Here is a 21971-nt window from a genome sequence, read left to right as displayed (position 1 = left end):
TACTTGCAGTGCCACCTTTAGCTCCGGGACATTAGCAAAACGATTCGGGTAAAAACATTTTGATTTCACAATGCTAAAACACTTTCTATCACCGCATTATCATAGCAATTTTCCTTACAACTCATACCCTGAATCGCCTTTGATACTCCCTTTTCATCCACCAATATTTCTCACTAAGCAGCCAGTTGATAAGACAACCTTAGTCGTTATAAATCAGCGGTACCGCGCCAGAAACTCGCTTAACAAGGCTTCTTTAAGTATTTTCGATACTAAGCCAAAACTTTGTGGCCGCCCGATTTGGTAGGCAATAATCTCATGGTTCACCAAATCCATCATTGGCGAAAGATATTATAACTTCTAGCTGACGAATTAGCTCATTAATACCATATTTTAATGAGCAGTGACCAAATCACAATTTGACTATGGATAGTTGGAAAGACCGCAATATTCCTCTGCCTGATGGAGGCTCATGCCTTTCTCAGAGGCTAAGGAAATCGTCCATAGTTTAAATTCTGTTGAATAATGTTTTCTCATAAAAAATCTGCTCCTTAATTCGTGGATGATATCCAACTTTTTGGGAGCAGATCAAAGAGCGGTGATTTTTTTGTAAGTTTTTGGAGAAAACGAGATTATTTTTTCTCTTTTTCATCACAGTTATCAATATCACTACATTTTCCGTAAAGATATAAACTGTGGGTTTTTAACTTAATACCGTGTTGTTCACTGATTTGTTTTTGTCGTTGTTCAATGATTTCATCATTAAATTCAAACACTTTGCCACAATCCACGCAAATAATGTGATCGTGATGCTCGCTAGGTGCAAGTTCAAAAACAGATTTATTTCCTTCAAAATTATGGCGAATCAGGATATTTGCTTCGTCAAATTGATTAAGCACACGGTAAACGGTGGCTAAGCCAATATCTTCACCACGTTCAAGCAATAGTTTATAAACATCTTCTGCAGAAAAATGCGACATACTATGTTCTTGCATTAACGCTAAAATCGTTAAGCGTGGTTCGGTGATTTTTAACCCCGCTTTTTTAAGAAGTTTGATATTTTCTTCAGACATAATGTTTCCTTTCTTTTGCTCTTGGTGGGTTATTCAACTAACTCAGCTAAACACATTTCATCAAAAACTTGTTTTGTCCATTTCTCAACACGTTCTGCGGTGAGTTCTGGCTGACGATCTTCATCAATACATAAACCAACGAATGTGTTTTCATCAACCAATGCTTGGGAAACTTCAAAGGTATAACCTTCTGTTGGCCAATGACCTACGATAATTGCGCCTTTCGGTTCGATAATATTACGCACCGTTCCCATTGCATCGCAGAAATATTCGGCATAGTCTTCTTGGTCGCCACAACCAAAAATGGCCACTAATTTATCGGTGAAGTCAATTTCTTCTAAGGTTGGGAAAAAATCGTCCCAGTCGCACTGTGCTTCGCCATAGTACCAAGTTGGGATACCAATCATTAAAAAGTCATAGGCTTCAATATCTTCTTTTGTGCTTTTGGCGATATCACGAATATCCACCACTTCTGAGCCTAATTGTTTTTGAATCATTCGTGCAATGTTTTCAGTATTGCCCGTATCACTACCATAAAATAAACCAACGATAGCCATTTTTATTTCCTATGTTCTTGAAATTTAAAATATTCTTGTAAAATCGTTACGATTAACTCTGAACGACTAACACGCTGTACAGACGCTAAATCTTCTAATTTTTGAACAATATCCGTATGCAATTTTAGCTCAACACGCTTTAGCCCACAGGATTTATCCCGCCTAAGCTGATTGCGTTTGTTGATACGGAGTTGTTGTTCTCGGGTCAGCGGATTTGTTTTTGGGCGTCCCAGTTTGGGGGTGTTAGCAAACAGATCTAGGGTTATGCAATCTGCATCTTGTTTTGCCATTTTTCAAATCACTGAGCTGGTTAAAATGTAGCTAATTGAGAATGATAAGCTACAACTGTCAATAAGCGCGAACTATATCACAATTCATAGTTGATTAAAACCCTCAACCTTTGATTGGTGAGATTGTTATTGGCTATCTAAAAAACGCTGAATAATGCGAATAATCGCTTCTGGTTTTTCCGCGTGTACCCAATGTCCGCTGCCGTTTATGGTAAAGGATGTGGCTTGCGGAAATTGCGCTAAAATCTGCTCGCTATATTCTGGCTGAATATAATCCGACTGCCCACCTTTAATAAATAGGGTAGGGTTGGGGTAAAAACAAGTTTGCCAATCCATAATATTGGCATAATTTTGTTTAAGTGCGGTTAAATTAAAGCGAAATTTTTCCGCTGATTGGCCATCAAAAGATTTCAGCATAAATTGCTGAATGCTTTCTTGCGGGATATGTTGGCTTAAAATCGGTTTGGCCTGTTGGCGAGTTTCAGGCTGCGCGGCTTTCACGGCAAATAATCCAGCAAAAATGCTATCGTGTCCGTGTTCGCCATATTTCACGGGTGCAATATCAATCACGATCAATTTTTCCACTAAATCAGGGCGAAGTGCGGCCGCTTTCATTGCGGTTTTTCCGCCCATTGAATGGCCGATTAAGATCACTTTTTTTAGAGCTAAATGTTTAATGGTTGCCAATAGATCTTCCGCCATTAATTCATAATCCATTGCTTCAGAATGAAAACTCTGTCCGTGATTGCGTAAATCTACACGTAAAATAGGGTAATGTTCCGAAAAAGCACGTGCGATCACCCCTAAATTATTCATATCGCCAAATAAGCCGTGAATAAACACCAAGGTAGGGTTGCTAGTCGGTTGTTTTAATTGATGAAATTGAAAATTGAGTAATTGCGTTTGCGACATAATTTTTGCGTGAGTATTTGAAAATAAATCGTTATAATGTTGCAAAAGCGTAAAGAGATCAAGCAACTGGAGAGAAAAAATGAAAATTATTGAAGTAGATGAAGAACTTTATCAATACATAGCCAGCCAAACCCGATCTATCGGTGAGAGTGCTTCTGATATTTTACGCCGTTTACTCAATTTTCCTGCGGTGCGCGCGGATAATAACGTGGCGATTGCGCCGAGCCTTGCTGCTGATAATCAAAGTGCGGTGGAAATTTCTAGTGAATTTGCACAATCAAATAAAAAAGCGAATGAAAAAGTGGAAGAAAAGCCAGCGGCAAAAGAAAAAGTGTCCACGAAAAAACAATCTGATGAAGCGATCCAAAAAGTGGTTGGCAAAGTGCGTGAATTGATCCAGTCGGCAGATTTCCAACAAGAAAGTAAAGCCGTAGTGCGTTTTTTAGCGATTTTACGCGTGCTTTATCGCACCAATCCAGAAAGTTTTGCGCAGGCGACAGAATCCTTACAAGGCCGTACGCGCGTTTACTTTGCACGCGATGAAGGCACGCTATTAATGGCAGGTAATCATACCAAGCCAAAACAAATTCCTGATACGCCATATTGGGTGATCACCAATACGAACAGCGGACGCAAAATGTTAATGCTGGAAGGGGCGATGCAATCAATGCACTTGCCAGAAGAATTAATTGATGAAGTGCGGTCGTTTTTCACTGCAAATTAATTGGCATTACAATGACATATCTTTGGCAACATTATGCCGCTCAGCCTGATTATCAACACAAAGTAGCCTTGCGTAATGAGCAAGGCGAACTTTTTTCTTGGCAACAACTTAGCGAAAAAATTAATGGCGTGGCTTATGCGTTTTCTCAGCAAGGGGTAAAGGCTGGCGATGGCATTGCATTGTGCGGAAAAAATAGTTTTTCCTTATTGCTTGCCTATTTGGCTGGGATTCAGCTTGGCGCAAGAGTGCTAGGGATTAATCCTGCCTTTCCAGAAGAAAAGATCACGCAATTATGTGAAAACGCAGCAGTGCCGTTTTATTACGATCCTAAGGGCGAAAAAACGTTGCAAAATTGCACCGCACTTTTGATTTCATCGGATTTGCCACATTCTTTTATATTAAAAGAACAGGCAATGGCGGACTACGAGCCCAACCGCCCCGCCACAATGACGCTCACATCAGGTTCAACGGGCAACCCTAAAGCCGTGGTGCATACTGTACAAGGGCATTTGGATAATGCGCAAGGCGTGTGTGAGTTAATGGCGTTTGGGGCTGAAAATGCGTGGTTGCTTTCTTTGCCTTTATATCACGTTTCGGGCCAAGGCATTGTGTGGCGCTGGCTGTACGCAGGGGCAAGGCTGCATTTACCAAATGAAGATTTTTATACGGAAGCGGCTAGCGTTTCTCATCTTTCCCTTGTGCCAACCCAATTGCAACGATTTATCGCTTATTTACAACAACGTTCTGAACAAACTATTCACACACAATATATTTTATTAGGTGGAAGTCATATTCCTTTAGCCTTAACACAAGAAGCAGAAAGGAAGGGGCTGAATTGTTATTCAGGCTATGGAATGACGGAAATGGCGTCCACGGTTTGCGCGAAAAAAAGCGATCAATATAATGGCGTGGGTTTGCCACTCAAAGGGCGAGAGCTTGAACTGATTAATGGCGAAATTTGTTTGCGTGGCGCAGGTTTAGGGCTAGGCTATTGGCAACAGGGCGAAATATTACCATTAGTGCAACAAGATGGCTGGCTTCATACCAAAGATCTGGGCGAATGGCAAAATGGCGAGTTACGCATTTTAGGGCGTTTAGACAATATGTTTATTTCGGGCGGTGAGAACATTCAGCCTGAAGATATTGAACGGATAATCTTGCATTATCCTGAAATAAAACAAGTGTTTATCCTGCCAGTGGAGGACAGCGAATTTGGTCAGCGCCCTGTAGCAATGGTTGAATTTGCAAATGGATTTAGTGAAAGTGCGGTAGAAAATTTACGAACTTGGCTTGCCACAAGATTAGAAAAATTTAAACAACCCATACACTATTTTCCGCTAGATGTGGCACAATGCCAGCAGGGAAATATTAAAATTTCACGCAATACGTTAAAAATGGCGTTAAAAGAATTACTAGGAAAATAAAATGAAACTGATTGAGCGTATTTTTGCGATCTTTTTTCTGTCCTTGATTTGGGCTTCTGCAAGTTGGGCAGCGTTACCAAAAGAAGCGGATATTCAAACACAGCTTGCTGCGGCGAAAGAGTCAGATCAAAGTGATGTGAATAATAAAATCTTGGTGCAAAACCTAGAGGAAACGCTCACTTTGCTTGGAAATATTGAAAAGCAAAAAGCCGATAACGCTGCTTTAAGTAAATTGGTGGATAACGCCCCGAAACAGGTTGCAGATTTACAAGTTGCGGTGGATAAATTAAAAAATACCGCTCCTGTTACGTTACAAGATTTCGAGAAATTATCACTTACCGATTTACAAACGCAATCTATTGCCACGCAACAAAATTTGCAACAAATCCAGACGGATTTGCTAGCAATTAATGCGCAGTTAGTAAGTCAGCGAGCTGCACCAGAGCGTGCGCAGTCTGCCTTGAGTGCAAATTTAATTCGTTCACAAGAAATTGATAAATTGCTATTTGGCATTACAGCAGCAGATTCGGTTGAAAAAACGAAATTAGAAACTGAACTGGTCTTGATCGGTTTACAAAACACCTATAACCAAATGTTGTTGCAGGGCAACAATGATCTTACCTCGCTTTATACAATCCAATTAGAGCAAAAAAATTTGATGCAACAACAGTTGCAAACTAAGCTTTCTATGTTGCAAGAGGTGATTAATGAAAAGAATTTGCAAGAAACTCGCCAACAAGCAGAACAGTTAAAGCAATCGCAAACGAATGTACAAGATAGCAATCCCATTATTGTAGAACAGCAAAACCAAAATGTGCGAATTAGCCAAGATTTGGTGAAACAAACCGCTCAGCTAAATGCACTATCACAAGATAGTTTGCGAATAAAGAGCGTGCTGGATAATTTGCAACAAACAGAACGGAACATTAATGAACAAATTAGTGCGTTGCAAGGCACATTGGTGCTTTCGCGCATTATTAATAAGCAAAAACAACTGTTACCACAGGATCAAATGATCCGTGGTTTGCCAAAACAAATCACCGATTTACGCGTACAGATTTTTGATTTAACAGAGTTGCGGGATAATTTATACGATACCCAAAGCTATATTTCTAATTTAGAAAAAAGCACGAATACCCATTTAACTGATGATGAAAAAAGCCAGCTTACGACAATTTTGCAAGAGCGGCGTAAATTATTATCAGATTCTATTACGAATTTGAATAATCAGCTAAATTTAGCCATTAATATTGAATTAAATCAGCAACAGGTTACCGCAATTAGTGATGCCTTGCAGGGAAAATTACAACAGCAAAGTTTCTGGGTGAGAAGTAATCCGCCGTTGGATATGGATTGGTTTACCAATTTCTTGCCAAAAGTGAAATATCAGTTGCAAGATATTAAGCGTTTAATCAATTTTTCTAACTGGAAAGACAACTTGCTGCCAACCGCAGTGTTAGTTATTTTGTTAATGATTTTCACCGCACTTATTCAATGGCGAAAAGAGAAAATCACTCAACATTTGGCTTATATCAATAGTAAGATCAATACATTAAAAGGTGAGCGACAACGTTATACACCAGAAGCGATTTTTTGGACGCTAATTTTATGCTTGCGTTCCACCTTCATTTTCTTGTCAGCCTTAATTTTGATTGCCTCGATCTGTTTTGAGAAGCCAGAACCATTTTGGGTGTGGTCTTTCAGAATGGCGGGGTATTGGCTATTTTTTGCTTTTATCTTGGCAATGCTGCGTCCTAATGGATTAGCCTATCGCCACTTTAATATGCCACAATCTAATGTGCAGCTGTTTTATTCTGTTTCTAAACGCTCTGTTTGGATTTATGCGTTATGGTTGAATGCTTCTATTTTTACGAATTTAGATGCAGGAATTACCAATGATGTTATTGGTGAAGTGCTAACCATCTCAATTTTAGTGATTTCTCTTTTCATCGTAGGGCCACGTTTACGCTATGCAGTAAGCATTTATCAGAAAACCCAAGAACAAGCGGGAGAGCGGAGCTATTTATTCAAGTTTTCACGCATTGTATTAGTGATCGCACCTATCGCATTAATCGTGTTGATCGTAATGGGGTACTATTACACCGCACTGAATTTGATGGAACATTTGATCTCCTCTTATTTTGTGTTGGTAATTTGGATGATTGCGCGCGATGTGGTGTATCGTGGCTTTACTGTATCGGCAAGACGCCTTGCTTATCGCCGCTTACAAGAAAAAATTCAGGCGCAACAAGCGCAAAAAGAAGAAAATAATAATGATCTTAATTCAGATTATTCACGAGAAGAAAGCTTAGCTATTTCGCAAGTGAAAAGCCAAGTGAAAAGTGTGGTGGATCTCTTATTATGGCTGGCATTATTTGGCTTATTTTATTGGGTGTGGTCTGATCTCATCACCGTTGCCTATTATTTAGAAGGGGTAACCTTGTGGCAACAACAGGTGGTAACAGAAACTGGCACGGTGAGCGAATCCATCACCTTGCTAAATTTATTATTTGCTTTGATTATTATCATCGGCACTTATGCGTTAGTGAAAAATATTGGCGGCTTGCTTGAAGTTTTAGTGTTTTCGCGAATGAGTTTTTCTCAAGGCACGCCTTATACGATCACCACCTTGCTGACCTATTTTATTATTGCTATCGGCGGTGGCGCGGCGTTTTCCGTGTTAGGAATGTCGTGGTCAAAATTGCAATGGTTATTTGCCGCACTTTCGGTAGGTTTAGGTTTCGGTTTACAAGAAATCTTCGCCAACTTTATTTCAGGTATTATCATCTTATTTGAACGCCCGGTGCGGATTGGCGATGTGGTAACCATTGGGGAATATTCAGGCACGGTATCGAAAATTCGTATTCGTTCTACCACCCTGATCGATTTTGATAAAAAAGAAGTGATCGTGCCAAATAAAGCTTTCGTAACAGAACGCTTGATCAACTGGGCATTGACTGATTCAATGACGCGCGTGGTGTTAAGTGTAGGCGTGGCTTATGGCTCAGATTTAGAATTAGTGAAACGTTTATTATTACAAGCGGCAGATGAATGTGAATATGTTTTGAAAGATCCAGAGCCTGTGGCATACTTCTTAACTTTTGGCGCAAGCACCTTGGATCACGAACTACGTGTTTATGTAGGTAACCTAAATGAACGCACCCGAACCATCGATTATGTAAATCGTCGTATTGATGAGCTATTTGCCGCGCATAATGTGGAAATTGCCTTCAATCAGCTTGATGTGTTCATTAAAAATCCAACCACATCGCAAGAAATAAAAATCGTGTCAGAAAATTTAGCGAAATCATAAGGAATAAAATAAGGAAAAATAATGGCAGGAAACAGCATTGGACAACTTTTTCGCGTAACCACCTTTGGTGAATCCCACGGCGTTGCCTTGGGCTGTATTGTGGACGGCGTACCACCGGGGCTTGAACTTTCAGAACAGGACATTCAGCCAGATTTGGATCGCCGTAAACCCGGCACTTCACGTTACACCACGCCAAGACGGGAAGATGACGAAGTGCAAATTCTCTCAGGGGTATTTGAAGGAAAAACCACAGGCACAAGCATTGGAATGATTATCAAAAATGCTGATCAACGCTCGCAAGATTATGGCGAAATCAAAGATCGTTTCCGCCCTGGTCACGCCGATTATACTTACCAACAAAAATACGGCTTGCGTGATTATCGTGGTGGTGGGCGTTCTTCCGCACGCGAAACGGCAATGCGCGTGGCCGCTGGGGCAATTGCGAAAAAATATTTACGTGAACATTTTGGCATTGAAGTACGTGGCTATCTTTCACAAATTGGCTCCGTAAAAATTGATCCGAAAACGGTGGAAGACATTGCTCAAATTGACTGGCTACAAGTAAACAGCAACCCATTTTTCTGCCCCGATCCAAGTGCGGTGGAAAAATTTGATGAATTAATCCGCGAGTTAAAAAAAGAAGGCAATTCCATCGGCGCTAAATTAACCGTGGTGGCAGAAAATGTGCCAGTGGGGTTAGGCGAACCCGTTTTCGATCGCCTTGATGCGGATCTCGCTCACGCCTTAATGGGGATCAATGCGGTGAAAGCGGTGGAAATTGGTGATGGCTTTGCGGTGGTGGAGCAAAAAGGCACGCAGCACCGTGATGAAATGACGCCGGAAGGTTTTTGTTCTAACCACGCAGGGGGAATTTTAGGCGGCATTAGCTCAGGCCAACCGATTATTGCGACCATTGCGTTGAAGCCTACTTCGAGCATTACTATTGCAGGGCGTTCAGTGAATTTGAATAATGAGCCTGTGGAAGTGATCACCAAAGGGCGCCACGATCCTTGCGTAGGCATTCGCGCCGTGCCAATCGCGGAAGCAATGATGGCAATTGTGCTGTTAGATCATTTATTACGTTTTAAGGCTCAATGTAAATGAAACAAACAATGAAATTATTAAGTGCGGTGCTTTTTTGTGGCATTTTTTCTGCAACTACCGCATTGGCTAGTCCTGAATATTGGCAAAAAGTGAAACGCCCTATTACGGGCGAGCCAACGCCAGTGGGATCTTATAGCAATGGCTGTATTATTGGTGCGCAACCTTTGCCTTTTAATGGCGAGGGTTATCAAGTGATCCGTACCAGCAAAAATCGCTATTACGGACACCCAGATATGATTGCCTATTTGCAACGCTTAGGCAAAAAAGCCAAATCCGCTGGCATTCCAACAATGCTTATCGGCGATATTGCAATGCCGGGGGGCGGGCGCTTTTTAACGGGACACGCCAGCCACCAAATGGGCTTGGACGCAGATATTTGGCTACGTTTAGGGCGTTTATCCGATAAAGATGCACAAAATCCAGCGGGAATGGGCTTGTTAGTGGTGGATCGCAAAGCGCAACGTGTTGATGATTCCGTATGGAATGAAAATCACGCCAATTTAATTCGTTTAGCGGCGCAAGATAAGCAAGTGGCGCGTATTTTCGTTAATCCAGCGATTAAATTGAAATTGTGCCAAACGGTGCGAGGTGATCGCCGCTGGTTACAAAAAATCCGCCCGTGGTTTGGACACGATTCACATTTTCACGTGCGTTTAACTTGTCCGAAAGGCACGACTTACTGCGAAAATCAAGCGCCCGTCCCAGCAGGCGAGGGCTGTGGTGATGAGCTATATTCTTGGTTTAAGCCTGCTAAACCTTCAACAGGAACAAACAAACCAAAAGCGCGTCCACCTGAGCCATTTTTATGTCAGCAAGTGACTAATGCCCCGAACCAAAGCGAATGGTTGGATTAAAAAAGGGAGCGACAAATGGAAATCAGCCTAAGCCTTATTGCTATCTTGTTTTGTGTGGCATTTATTGCGGGCTTTATTGATGCCATTGCTGGCGGCGGCGGTTTAATCACTATTCCTGCCTTATTGATGACAGGCGTTCCCCCTGCAATGGCATTAGGCACGAACAAACTGCAGGCCTGTGGCGGCTCATTTTCCGCGAGCTTTTATTTTTTACGCAAAAGAGCGGTGGATTTAAAAGAAATTTGGCTGCTTGTGCTAATGACCTTTATCGGCGCAGTGCTTGGCACGATCCTTATTCAGTTAGTGGATAGTGCGTTGATTAAAAAAGTCATTCCATTTTTAGTGCTAGCCATTGGTTTGTATTTTTTATTCACCCCAAATTTAGGCGATGAAGATCGGCACAAACGCATTTCTTACGCCACTTTTGCCTTTAGCGCAGGATTTGGAATTGGCTTTTATGACGGCTTTTTTGGGCCCGGAACGGGATCGCTGTTAAGTTTAGCATTCGTTACCTTGCTCGGTTTCAATCTTGCCAAAGCCACCGCTCACGCCAAAGTGCTAAATTTCACCTCAAATATTGCCGCACTTTTATTATTCTTAATCGGCGGGCAAATTTGGTGGCAAGCAGGCTTAGTGATGATGTTCGGGCAAATGATTGGGGCGAATTTGGGGGCGAAAATGGTGCTAAGTAAAGGCAAGCAGTTAATTCGCCCAATGGTGGTGATAATGTCTTTTATTATGACCGCCAAAATGGCTTATGATCAAGGCTGGTTCGGTTAGTTGAGGTTTTATGACACAACAAAATGATGATGTACGCTTAACCGCTCGCGTGGGCTATGATCCCAAATGGCAATGGGCGTTTTTATTGCCAAAATATTGGGGCGTTTGGTTTGGTATTTTTGCCTTGGCGCTATTCGCCTTTGTGCCTTTTCGCTTAAGGGATAAGATTGCCGCGAAAATTGGCTTGCTTGTGGGCAAAAAAGCGAAAAAACAACGCCATCGGGCGAGGGTCAATTTGCAATATTGTTTCCCTGATTGGACGGATGCTCAGCGGGAAAAGGTGATTGACGAAATGTTTATTTGCGTCAGTCAAGTGATGCTCGGCATTGGTGAAATTGCATTGCGTTCTAAAAAACATCTGCAACAACGTAGCGAATTTATCGGCTTGGACTATATTCAGCAAGCCAAAGCCGCGGGGCATAACATTATTTTAATGGTGCCGCACGGCTGGGCGATTGATGCCTCGGGGATCATTTTGCATACTTATGGAATGCCAATGACATCAATGTATAATCCCCACCGTAACCCATTGGTCGATTGGCTGTGGACGATGACACGTCAGCGTTTTGGCGGCAAAATGCACGCACGTCAAAACGGCATAAAACCCTTTCTTAATGCAGTAAAAAAAGGCGAAATGGGGTATTATTTGCCTGATGAAGATTATGGCGAAGAATTAAGTGAATATGCAGATTTTTTTGCCACTTATAAGGCCACCTTGCCGGGCTTGAATAAAATGGCAAAATTGGCAAAAGCTGTGGTGATCCCAATGTTTCCGCGCTATAACGCAGAGCGTGGTAAATATGAAATGGAAATTCACCCACCAATGCCAATTAGCGAAGAGCCTGCACAAATGGCACGGGAGATGAACAAAGAAATTGAGCAATTTGTTACCCCAACGCCAGAGCAGTATGTGTGGATTTTGCGTTTATTAAAAACCCGAAAAGATGGTGCGGATATTTATCGTTAAATTTAATAATCTGTGGTAATATGCGTGCCGCTCTTTTTTATGCAAAACGGTCGAAAATTTGACCGCACTTTAGGTAATAAAATGAACAAACAATTAGAACTGATTAAATCATCGATCAAATCCATTCCAAACTACCCGAAAGAAGGCATTATCTTTCGTGATATTACAAGCCTTGTGGAAACCCCAGCGGCGTTCAAGGCGACCATTGATTTAATCGTGGCACAATACAAAGACAAAGGCATCACCAAAGTTATCGGCACAGAAAGCCGTGGCTTTATTTTTGGTGCGCCAGTGGCATTAGCCTTAGATATTCCTTTTGTATTAGTGCGTAAACCGGGGAAATTGCCGCGTGAAACCATTGCGCAATCCTATCAGCTAGAATATGGGCAAGACACCTTAGAAATTCACACAGATTCTATTCAATCAGGCGATAACGTATTGATTATTGACGATTTATTGGCTACAGGTGGCACAGTTGAAGCCACTGTGAAGTTGGTTGAACGTCTTGGTGGTGAAGTGAAAAATGCCGCGTTCGTGATTAATTTGCCAGAACTTGGCGGCGAACAACGCTTACGCAATTTAGGGGTAACCCCGTTCTCATTAGTGAATTTTGAAGGCCACTAATTTATCCTAAGCGAGCAAGGAATGAGTTATCAAGTTTTAGCAAGAAAATGGCGACCGCAAAAGTTCTCCGATGTGGTAGGGCAGAAACCTGTTCTTACAGCACTTGCTAACGGATTAAATGAAAATCGCCTGCACCACGCCTATCTTTTTTCTGGTACGCGTGGCGTGGGGAAAACCTCCATTGCTCGTTTATTTGCGAAAGGGTTAAACTGCGTTGAAGGCGTAACGGCCAATCCTTGTGGCGTTTGCGAACATTGTAAAGCCATTGAAGAAGGGCGCTTTATCGATCTCATTGAAATTGACGCTGCTTCACGCACTAAGGTCGAAGACACCCGTGAATTGCTCGACAATGTGCAATACAAACCTGTACAAGGGCGTTATAAAGTCTATTTGATTGACGAAGTGCATATGCTCTCTCGTCATTCTTTCAATGCCTTGCTGAAAACCCTTGAAGAACCGCCTGAATATGTCAAATTCCTGCTGGCAACCACTGATCCGCAGAAATTGCCGATTACCATTTTATCTCGCTGTATTCAATTTCATCTGAAAGCGCTCGATCAGCAACAAATCGCCGATCATTTGTCCTTTATTTTGCAGCAAGAAAAGATCCCCTTTGAACCGCTAGCCATTGAAAAATTAGCTAAAGCGGCGCAAGGCAGTATCCGTGATAGCCTAAGTTTAACCGATCAAGCCATTGCAATGAGCAACAGCAATATTACCCTTGATGCGGTAAATACAATGCTCGGCTTGCTTGATGACAGCCAGCCTATTGATATTTTGTACGCTTTACAGCAGGGCAATGGTGAGGCCTTAATGAAAGCTATTCAAGCGGTGGCGGAAAAAGGCGGCGATTGGAATGAACTGCTAAAAGCGGTGGCTGAAAATCTGCATAAAATTGCAATGTGCCAATTATTGCCACAAGCGCAAATGAGTGATGAAAGCCATATCGGCTTTTTGGCGAAACATCTTCCACCAGAAGATGTGCAATTTTTCTATCAGATTATTTTAAACGGACAAAAAGAGCTTGCCTTCGCACCAAATCAGCGAATGGGTGTGGAAATGATTTTATTGCGCGCCTTAGCTTTTCACCCTAAATTAATCCAAGCAGCTCCTGCTATGCAGCCTGTGGAACAAGCGAATGAGCGTAATAATTCTGCGCAAAGTGCGGGGCAAAATCCGGCAAAATTAGTGGAGATGCCTGTTGTATCACAACAGATCAAAGCAAATTCACCTTCACAGCCCCAAACAACGCCCTCTGCTAGACAGGCAGTTCGTTCCACACCAAGCCATTCATCTTCGCCAGTAAGTAACTCTACTTTAGATGTGCTTGATGCGTTAGATCAGCTTTCTAAGCCGACAGCGAGCGAAAAAAAACACTAACGCCAATAACGCAAAGTTAGTTTCAGAGCCAGCGGTTTCTCATTCGCAAGAGATTAGCTTGCCTGTGGTAGAGCGCAAATTTACTCAGCAAAAAAATACGGCACGAGCTACTCATCAGGTTTCTCAGCCTTCTGTTTCTCAATCCGCTATTTCTCAAGCTCCATCTCAATCAGCGGCAATGATTTCGCTAGTGAGTGAGCCTGTGGGTGAAAGTGCGGTGCAAAATCCGCCAGATTTTTCGCCTGATCTTGATCAGGAAGAAGATCTCAATTTGCCAGAAAACTACCGCTGGAATTGGAGCAATCCTGCAATGGCGGAGGAGCAGGATACCGCCAGCCCGTCAGAAATCCGCAAAGCCATTTTGGAAAACACCACACCAGAATTAAAAGAAAAAGTACTCACAATGGCAAAAGCACAGGATAAATGGACGGAAATTATTGAGCAACTAGATATTTCAGGCTTGGCAAAGCAAATGGCAATGAATTGCGTGATTTTAAGCCAAGATGAAAAGCAAATTCGCTTAGGCTTGCGTCAAGATAAATTGCACCTCAACAATGAAAAACTGCGTATTCAATTACAAAATGCCCTCAGCCAATTTTATCAGCAAGATATGGCTGTTTCTGTGGATGTGAATACCGATTTTCAGCAACTCACACCAATGGATTATCGCAAACAAATCTACCAAGAGCTAAGCGATCAAGCGCGAGAAAATTTACAAGCAGATGAACGTTTGCAACGCCTTTGTGAAGAATTTGGTGGCGTATTAGAGCTTGATAGTGTTCGACCAGTTTAAGCATTTGAAACGCATTTTATGCCTAAAAATAAAGTGCGGTGAAAAATTCTGATATTTTTTATCGTTTAATAAATCATCACCTTATTTTTTTATATTTACTCTCCTAAATACTCATAAATAAGTATATAGATCCAATTAGATGATCTTTTTTCTCAATCCCTGCATAAAAACTGTGCGGAAGATCACATAAACTGCAACAATATATTTACACTAGATTTACTCTTGTTAAACTTGCGCACGAAATTTTATGTTTAATTTTTATGAGGTTCTTTATGTTATGGTTTCTCTCTTGCGTAGCCTTACTTTTGTTGGGCTACTTTTTGTATGGTTCTGTAGTTGAACGCGTTTTTAAGATTAATCCAAACCGTGCAACACCTGCTCACACAATGGCAGACGGCGTGGATTATGTGCCGATGTCTAAAAAGAAAATCTGGCTTATTCAATTATTAAATATTGCAGGAACAGGTCCGATTTTCGGTCCAATCCTTGGTGCGTTGTACGGACCTGTTGCAATGTTATGGATTGTATTTGGTTGCATTTTTGCTGGAGCGGTACACGATTATTTCTGCGGAATGTTGAGTGTTCGCAATGGCGGTCAATCTGTGCCTAACCTTGCAGGAAAATATTTGGGGGCACCTGTTAAGCATTTTATGAATGCGCTCGCTCTCGTATTATTAATTCTTGTTGGGGTCGTATTCGTTATTTCACCAGCTAGCTTATTAACCAACCTAACGGTGGATAATGTGGGTGAAATGTTTAACTTAGAGATGAAAAGCACCTTATTAGTTTGGACGGCAATCATCTTTGGTTATTACATCATTGCAACCTTAGTACCTGTGGATAAAATTATTGGTCGTATTTACCCACTGTTCGGGGCGCTATTGCTATTTATGTCTTTCGGAATGTTATTTGCCTTATTGTTTGAAGATAAAGCCTTATTCCACACAGTTGGTGAGATGAGCTTCTCGAAATTCTTTGAAAATATGCATCCAAAAGATTTACCGATTTGGCCGTTAATTTTCGTGACTATTGCCTGTGGTGCGGTTTCAGGTTTCCACGCAACACAATCTCCATTAATGGCGCGTTGTATGGAAAATGAAACAGAAGGTCGTTTTGTTTTCTATGGTGCGATGATTGGTGAAGGTGTGATTGCTTTAATTTGGTGTATGGTAGGCTTAACTTTCTACGATAGCCCAGCATTAATGAATGATGCGATCACAGCTGGTACGCCTTCAAAAGTGGTGTATGATTCTGCCACCCATATGCTTGGCTATTTTGGTGGTATCTTAGCGGTTCTTGGTGTGGTGATTTTACCAATTACCTCTGGGGATACGTCATTCCGTGCTGCACGTTTGATTATTGCTGAATTCTTCAAAATCGATCAACGTAGCTTAGTAAAACGTTTAATGATCGCAATTCCATTATTCGTGTTAGGTTTCATTATTTCTAAACTTGATTTCCAAGTGATCTGGCGTTATTTCGGCTGGGCGAACCAAACTACCGCAATGGTAATGTTATGGACAGCTGCCGCTTATTTATACCGCTATCATAAATTCCACTGGATTTGTACTATTCCAGCGATCTTTATGACAATGGTATCAGCCACTTTCCTTGCTTACGCGAAAATCGGTTTAGGCTTAAGCTACGATGTATCTGTTTGGGTTGGCACAGGTTTAACAGTATTAGCAGTGATTTGTTTCTTTACTTTGTTAAAACCGATTGCTAACGGTGATCCTGATTCGGAAAGTGTTAAAAGCTAATTAAAAATACGCAAAAATTTAACCGCACTTAATTTATTTAAGTGCGGTTTTTTTTCTGAGAAATTTATCTATCAATATAAACCAAAGATTTATTTTGCATTGATCGCATTGCCGCACTGGCAATATAAACTGCGTTTGCAGGCAATTCGCTCAGTATGCTAGGTTTATCAGTTAATAAGTGCTGAAGAACGCTCTCAGCTTCCAGCTCAATCGCACGGGTCATCCAATAAGGGCAATGTTCGTTTGGTTGCCCGTATTTTTGAATGCCTTTGCTACTTTCACGCAATGAAAGATCGGCTTCAAATTCATTATACATATTGAAATGCTCTCGGTTGCCGTTAGCAAAGGTGAGTGTTACGGTTGAGGTAAAGAAATTGATGAGCATTGAGCCTAGTTCACCGTGAATAGCGATGTCCCATTTAGGCAAGCGATAGGCTGTACCCATTTCCAGCGAGCCGAATACGCCGTTTTTAAATTGGAGTAATAATTGAATAATGTCGTGATGATCGGGTGTTTCAAGGTGGGCGCGATTGGTGGATTGAGCAAAAACAGCGTCCACCTCACCAATCAGCCACGCTAATAAATCCAGTTCATGAATTTCGTGAAAGAGTTTACCACCAGTGAGTTGAATATCATTTTTCCACCAATCTTTTTGATAAATTGGGTTGATCCAACGTTGGCGATTGGCTCGTACAACAGTAATTTTACCTAATCGTTGCTGAGTTAAAAATTGTTTGGCTTGTTGTAAACCGGGCAATACTCGTAAGCAATGCCCGACAAACAATGGGACATTTTTGGCTTTGGCTTGTTGGAGTAAATCCGTTGCGTCTTGTGCGTTGATGGTAAAAGGCGTTTCAATAAAAACCGCACAGCCTTGTTGAATGGCGATTTCGGCAAGCTGCCGATGGCTTTGATTATAGGTGGCAATCAAGACCAAATCGACTTTTTGTTGAGCCAATAAACTGGCTAAATCGGCGTAAGCAAAAGTGCGGTGCTTTTCTGCTAAGTTTTGTGCAAGGTCAATTTGCAAATCGGTTACGCCCACGAGTTTGGCTGGGGATTGGTTAAAAATTGCGGCGAGCTGTTGTCCGAAAAAGCCACAGCCGACTAAAGCAACATTAATTTGATCCATTTTCTTTCTCCTTTTGTTGTAAGCGTTGGCGTAAGGCTCGGAAATAGCGTAACAGGGCGTGCTGAAAGCGATCGACTTCTCGGGCTTCAACCGCATCAACCCATTCTCGATATTGCAAAGCAACGTCCGTTGGTGAAAGTTGTGGTGGCGGTAAATTGGCTTCTTGCTGTTGAAAGATTTGCCAAAAGGCATCTAAATATTGCAACAATAAGGGGTTTTTAATGGCTTGATAAGTTTGCAGATGAATTTGATATTCCAGTTCCAGTGAAAATTGCTCTTTGCGTGCAAGCCGTTGTAACTCAAGGTTCATTGACTGCAATTCCTCAATGTGGCGTTCATTGATATGGGCAATGGCAAGGGGAGCAAAACCGTATTGTAAAATTTCCCGTACATCTAAAATATCTAGCAGATATTTCATATTATTCTGCAAATGTAGCTGAGTATGAAAGGCGAGGCTGTGGATCATCGGGGTGAGCGAAGAGGGGCTAATGAATGTGCCGACACCGTGTCGAATATCTAAAATATGCAAGGCTTCCAATGATTTAATCGCTTCACGCAAGCTAGAACGGCTAACAGCTAAGGTTTCCATTAGCTCATTTTCCGTAGGCATTAAATCCCCTTCTTTTAAGCCACGATCTAAAATCAGTTGCTTAATTTCTTCTTGTAAAGCGAGATTTTTCACTTTTTTTTCAGATTTTGTCATTTTTGTGATCTCTATCGCAGAAATATTGTACAGAATAAGACATCATATATCTAAATTTAAGACATCTGATGTCTTATCTCTTAATTGATTAAATAGTAACTTATTTTAATGGCATTGTCAGTGAATAATTGAACAATTAAACCAAAAGGAGAGATTATGGCAACACTTTCTCTAACACATATCTATAAACGCTATCGCAATGGTTTTGAGGCGGTGAAAGATTTTAATCTTGAGGTGGCAGATAAAGAATTTATCGCGTTAGTTGGACCTTCGGGTTGTGGAAAATCAACCACATTGCGAATGATCGCAGGGCTGGAAGCCATTTCAGAAGGGGATTTTTATATTGACGATCGCCGTGTCAATGAGGTTGAGCCAAAGGATCGGGATATTGCGATGGTGTTTCAGTCTTATGCCCTTTATCCACATATGACGGTTTATGAAAATATGGCATTTGCCTTGAAGTTACGCAATGTTGCCAAAGCGGAAATCGATCGCAAAGTGCGTGAAGCGGCAGCCATACTTGGGCTAGATGGTTTACTAGATCGTAAACCGAAAGCCTTATCAGGTGGGCAACGGCAGCGAGTGGCATTAGGACGCACCATTGTTCGTTCACCAAAAGTATTTTTGATGGACGAGCCTTTGTCCAATCTTGATGCCAAGCTACGCAGTAATATGCGGGCGGAGATCATTCGCATTCATAAAAAACTCAATGCCACCACCATTTATGTCACGCACGATCAAACGGAAGCGATGACAATGGCGGATCGCATTGTGGTGATGAATGCGGGCGTAGTGCAACAAATCGGATCGCCAAAAGCAATTTATGATCGTCCAGCCAATTTGTTTGTGGCAGGCTTTATTGGGGCACCAACGATGAATTTTTTAAAAGGGCGGTTGGAAAATCGGGCGTTTTTGACCGCAGATCAGCAGCAATTAGCCATTCCTGACGAGATTTGGCAGCACTTAGTGGCATTGGGTAAGGAACATCAAGAGGTTATTTTAGGCATTCGCCCTGAAAATATTACTAACGAACCGCTGTTGCTTGGCTCTTATCAAAATGCAAGGGTAACTGCTCCCGTTTATGTGGCGGAATTGCTTGGTGCGGAATATATCGTGCATACCAGACTAGGTGAGCAACCCATTAAAGCGATTGTTCATTCACGACAAAAAATTGAAATGGAACAACAAATTACTTTAGCCTTTGATATGAAACGGGCACATTTTTTTGATCCAATCAGCGAGCAAGCGTTGTTTTAACTGCTCAAACAATATGAGGTGAGTTATGAAACTGAAACAATTATTAACCATTGCGGCATCTGTGGTGTTGGGGGCATTGGTGTTGAATGGCTGTAAAGATGAAAAATCCCAAGCAGCGACTATGAAGGAGGACTCTGCGTCTTCGGAATTGTCGGGAAATATTACGATGTGGCATTCCTTTACTCAAGGGCCAAGATTAGAAGTAATTCAAGCGGCCGCGAATGACTTTATGCAAAAAAATCCTAAAGTGCGGATCAAAATTGAAACCTTTTCTTGGAACGACTTTTATACCAAGTGGACAACTGGATTGGCTTCAGGCAATGTGCCAGATTTGAGCACCGCATTACCGAATCAAGTGGTTGAGATGATCAATGTCGAGGCATTAGCCCCAATTAACGATTTGATTGATGAGTTGGGCAGAGCGCGATTTTCAACTGCAGCGATTAATGAAGGAACGGTTGGAGAAAATAATTACTCGCTTCCTTTGTATTCTCACGCACAAGTGATGTGGATTAGGAAAGATTTATTAGAGAAAAACGGATTGTCTGTGCCAAAAACGTGGGATGAATTGTATCAGGCAGCTAAGGCATTAACAAAAGAGGGGGTATATGGTTTATCTGTACCAATGGGTACAAATGATTTTATCGCAACGCGTTTTTTGAATTTATATGTAAAAAGCCGTGGCAGCAGTTTGCTTACCAAAGATCTAAAAGTGGATCTTACCAGTGAAATTCCGCAAGAGGGTATTAAATACTGGGTGAAAATGTATAAAGATACTTCGCCGAAAGATGCGATTAATTACAATGTGTTACAACAAGCCACCCTATATTACCAAGGAAAAACTGCGTTTGACTTTAATTCTGGTTTCCAGATTGGTGGTGTTCAAGCGAATACGCCACAATTATTAGATTTTGTTGATGCTTACCCAGTACCAAAAATGAAGCTGAGTGATCCTGATTATGGCTTGGAAACAGCGAATATTCCTTTAGTGGTTTGGAAACATTCCAAACATCCTGAAATTAGTAAAGCCTTTATTAAAACACTTTATGATAAAGATCGTTATATTAAATTCCTTGCTTCAGTGCCAGTAGGAATGTTACCGGCGCTTAAAGATATTGCAAATGAGCCGGCTTATAGAGATAACCCAATTGTGAAGAAATTTGCCCACGCAGAAAAAGTTATTTCCGATGTGGTACAAACCGGCACTGCTATAGGGTATGAATATGGGCCAACTGTACAAGGCGGGTTATTAACCAATCAGCATATTATCGAAGCAATGTTCCAAGATATTGTGGTGAACGGTACAGATCCGATGGTTGCCGCTAAAAAAGCCGAAGATCAGCTAAATACTTTATTTGAAACAGTTGCTCAATAAATTATAGGGCGGTCGCCGCCGCCCATTATCTTCAAGGTAGATGTAGATTCTCAATAATTGGGAAGGGGGCTTTATGTATCAAAAAAACTATACAAGGTGGATTTTTGTCCTGCCTGCGATGATAGTGGTATCGGTATTATTCATCTATCCATTCTTATCAAGCATTTTTTACAGCTTTACCAATAAGAATTTGATTATGCCGAACTGGAAATTTGTCGGGTTTGATAATTATGTGGCGGTCATTAATGATCCGAGTTTTTGGTTGGCATTTTCTCATTCGATCTTATGGACAATCTGTTCTTTGGTTGGACAAGTATTAGTGGGATTTGCCCTTGCAATGGCATTACATCGTATTCGTCATTTGCAATGGTTATACAAAATCTTATTAATTATTCCGTGGGCATTTCCAACCATTGTGATTGCTTTTTCGTGGCAATGGATTTTGAACGGCGTATATGGCTATTTGCCGAATATGATTGTGAAACTCGGTTTAATGGATATTGTGCCACACTTCCTTTCTGATAGTACTTGGGCATTTATTAGCCTTGTGTTTATTAATGTTTGGTTTGGTGCGCCATTAATTATGGTCAATGTTCTATCCGCCTTGCAAACCGTACCACAAGAACAATACGAAGCGGCGAAGATTGACGGTGCGAATGCGTGGCAAGTGTTCCGCCATATTACACTTCCACATATCAAAGTGGTGATTGGATTATTAGTGGTGTTACGCACAGTTTGGGTGTTTAACAACTTTGACATTATCTATCTCATCACGGGTGGTGGGCCAGCTAACTCAACAATGACATTACCAATCTATGCTTACAATATGGGCTGGGGAACTAAAATGCTCGGACGCTCTTCGGCGGTAACCGTGCTGTTGTTCCTGTTCCTACTGTTAGTTTGTTTTATCTATTTCAAAGTGATTAGCCGTTGGGAAAAAGAGGGGGAATAA

At 41.5% G+C, this 21971-nt stretch carries 17 protein-coding genes and 2 pseudogenes; 13 read left to right on the top strand and 6 right to left on the bottom strand.

Features of this window, described 5'->3' with window-relative positions; all coding sequences use genetic code 11:
• Nucleotides 1-629: 629 nt before the first annotated feature.
• From fur to C3007_RS01060, 4 genes are all read right to left on the bottom strand, one after another.
• Nucleotides 630-1070, bottom strand: coding sequence for a ferric iron uptake transcriptional regulator (fur, locus tag C3007_RS01075; protein ID WP_103852677.1), 441 nt, complete (start codon nucleotides 1068-1070; stop codon nucleotides 630-632).
• A 29-nt stretch (nucleotides 1071-1099) separates the two neighbouring features.
• A complete protein-coding gene (gene fldA, locus C3007_RS01070; RefSeq protein WP_103852676.1) occupies nucleotides 1100-1627 on the bottom strand; it encodes a flavodoxin FldA in 528 nt (175 codons plus the stop codon).
• A gap of 2 nt (nucleotides 1628-1629) precedes the next feature.
• Nucleotides 1630-1917, bottom strand: a complete 288-nt coding sequence (gene ybfE, locus C3007_RS01065) for a LexA regulated protein (RefSeq protein WP_103852675.1) — start codon at nucleotides 1915-1917, stop codon at nucleotides 1630-1632.
• Nucleotides 1918-2043: 126 nt separating this feature from the next.
• Nucleotides 2044-2829: an alpha/beta fold hydrolase gene (locus C3007_RS01060; protein ID WP_103852674.1), complete on the bottom strand. Its 786-nt coding sequence runs from the start codon at nucleotides 2827-2829 to the stop codon at nucleotides 2044-2046.
• 36 nt (nucleotides 2830-2865) lie between these two features.
• Between C3007_RS01060 and seqA the strand changes: the two are divergent.
• The 10 genes and pseudogenes from seqA (at nucleotide 2866) to C3007_RS01005 (ending at nucleotide 16552) form a co-directional block, all read left to right on the top strand.
• Nucleotides 2866-3553: pseudogene (gene seqA, locus C3007_RS01055) on the top strand (replication initiation negative regulator SeqA).
• Between the two features lie 11 nt (nucleotides 3554-3564).
• Entirely contained in the window at nucleotides 3565-4977 is a 1413-nt protein-coding gene (gene menE, locus C3007_RS01050) for an o-succinylbenzoate--CoA ligase (RefSeq protein WP_103852672.1), read from the top strand.
• 1 nt (nucleotide 4978) lies between these two features.
• On the top strand, nucleotides 4979-8290 hold the full coding sequence (gene mscK, locus C3007_RS01045; RefSeq protein WP_103852671.1) for a mechanosensitive channel MscK: 3312 nt from the start codon (nucleotides 4979-4981) through the stop codon (nucleotides 8288-8290).
• A gap of 21 nt (nucleotides 8291-8311) precedes the next feature.
• Entirely contained in the window at nucleotides 8312-9394 is a 1083-nt protein-coding gene (aroC, locus tag C3007_RS01040; RefSeq protein ID WP_103852670.1) for a chorismate synthase, read from the top strand.
• On the top strand, nucleotides 9391-10248 hold the full coding sequence (gene mepA / locus C3007_RS01035) for a penicillin-insensitive murein endopeptidase (protein ID WP_103852669.1): 858 nt from the start codon (nucleotides 9391-9393) through the stop codon (nucleotides 10246-10248). Before aroC ends, mepA begins: the two co-directional genes overlap by 4 nt.
• 15 nt (nucleotides 10249-10263) lie before the next feature.
• Nucleotides 10264-11028, top strand: coding sequence for a TSUP family transporter (locus C3007_RS01030; RefSeq protein ID WP_103852668.1), 765 nt, complete (start codon nucleotides 10264-10266; stop codon nucleotides 11026-11028).
• A 10-nt stretch (nucleotides 11029-11038) separates the two neighbouring features.
• Nucleotides 11039-11995, top strand: a complete 957-nt coding sequence (lpxM, locus tag C3007_RS01025) for a lauroyl-Kdo(2)-lipid IV(A) myristoyltransferase (RefSeq protein ID WP_103852667.1) — start codon at nucleotides 11039-11041, stop codon at nucleotides 11993-11995.
• 81 nt (nucleotides 11996-12076) lie between these two features.
• Entirely contained in the window at nucleotides 12077-12619 is a 543-nt protein-coding gene (gene apt, locus C3007_RS01020; protein ID WP_103852691.1) for an adenine phosphoribosyltransferase, read from the top strand.
• A gap of 21 nt (nucleotides 12620-12640) precedes the next feature.
• Nucleotides 12641-14792, top strand: a pseudogene (gene dnaX / locus C3007_RS11815) (DNA polymerase III subunit gamma/tau).
• Between the two features lie 272 nt (nucleotides 14793-15064).
• Entirely contained in the window at nucleotides 15065-16552 is a 1488-nt protein-coding gene (locus C3007_RS01005) for a carbon starvation CstA family protein (RefSeq protein WP_103852664.1), read from the top strand.
• 64 nt (nucleotides 16553-16616) lie between these two features.
• Here the strand turns inward: C3007_RS01005 and C3007_RS01000 are convergent, their stop codons facing one another.
• Together C3007_RS01000 and C3007_RS00995 are read right to left on the bottom strand one after the other, a co-directional pair.
• Nucleotides 16617-17684 carry a Gfo/Idh/MocA family protein gene (locus tag C3007_RS01000; protein ID WP_103852663.1) on the bottom strand — a complete coding sequence of 356 codons (1068 nt, stop codon included), beginning with the start codon at nucleotides 17682-17684 and terminating at the stop codon, nucleotides 16617-16619.
• Entirely contained in the window at nucleotides 17671-18387 is a 717-nt protein-coding gene (locus C3007_RS00995; protein ID WP_103852662.1) for a FadR/GntR family transcriptional regulator, read from the bottom strand. The genes C3007_RS01000 and C3007_RS00995 overlap by 14 nt, the downstream gene beginning before the upstream one ends.
• Before the next feature lie 156 nt (nucleotides 18388-18543).
• Here C3007_RS00995 and C3007_RS00990 point away from each other — a divergent pair, with 156 nt between their 5' ends.
• The 3 genes from C3007_RS00990 to C3007_RS00980 all read left to right on the top strand — a co-directional run bounded on the left by C3007_RS00990 (nucleotide 18544) and on the right by C3007_RS00980 (nucleotide 21971).
• Entirely contained in the window at nucleotides 18544-19644 is a 1101-nt protein-coding gene (locus C3007_RS00990; RefSeq protein WP_103852661.1) for an ABC transporter ATP-binding protein, read from the top strand.
• A gap of 25 nt (nucleotides 19645-19669) precedes the next feature.
• Nucleotides 19670-21019: an ABC transporter substrate-binding protein gene (locus C3007_RS00985; protein WP_103852660.1), complete on the top strand. Its 1350-nt coding sequence runs from the start codon at nucleotides 19670-19672 to the stop codon at nucleotides 21017-21019.
• Nucleotides 21020-21092: 73 nt separating this feature from the next.
• Nucleotides 21093-21971 carry a carbohydrate ABC transporter permease gene (locus tag C3007_RS00980; RefSeq protein WP_103852659.1) on the top strand — a complete coding sequence of 293 codons (879 nt, stop codon included), beginning with the start codon at nucleotides 21093-21095 and terminating at the stop codon, nucleotides 21969-21971.

The sequence above is a fragment of the Avibacterium gallinarum genome (genome assembly GCF_002921135.1).
GTDB lineage: Bacteria > Pseudomonadota > Gammaproteobacteria > Enterobacterales > Pasteurellaceae > Avibacterium > Avibacterium gallinarum.
This window is presented reverse-complemented; position numbering and strand designations above follow the sequence as displayed.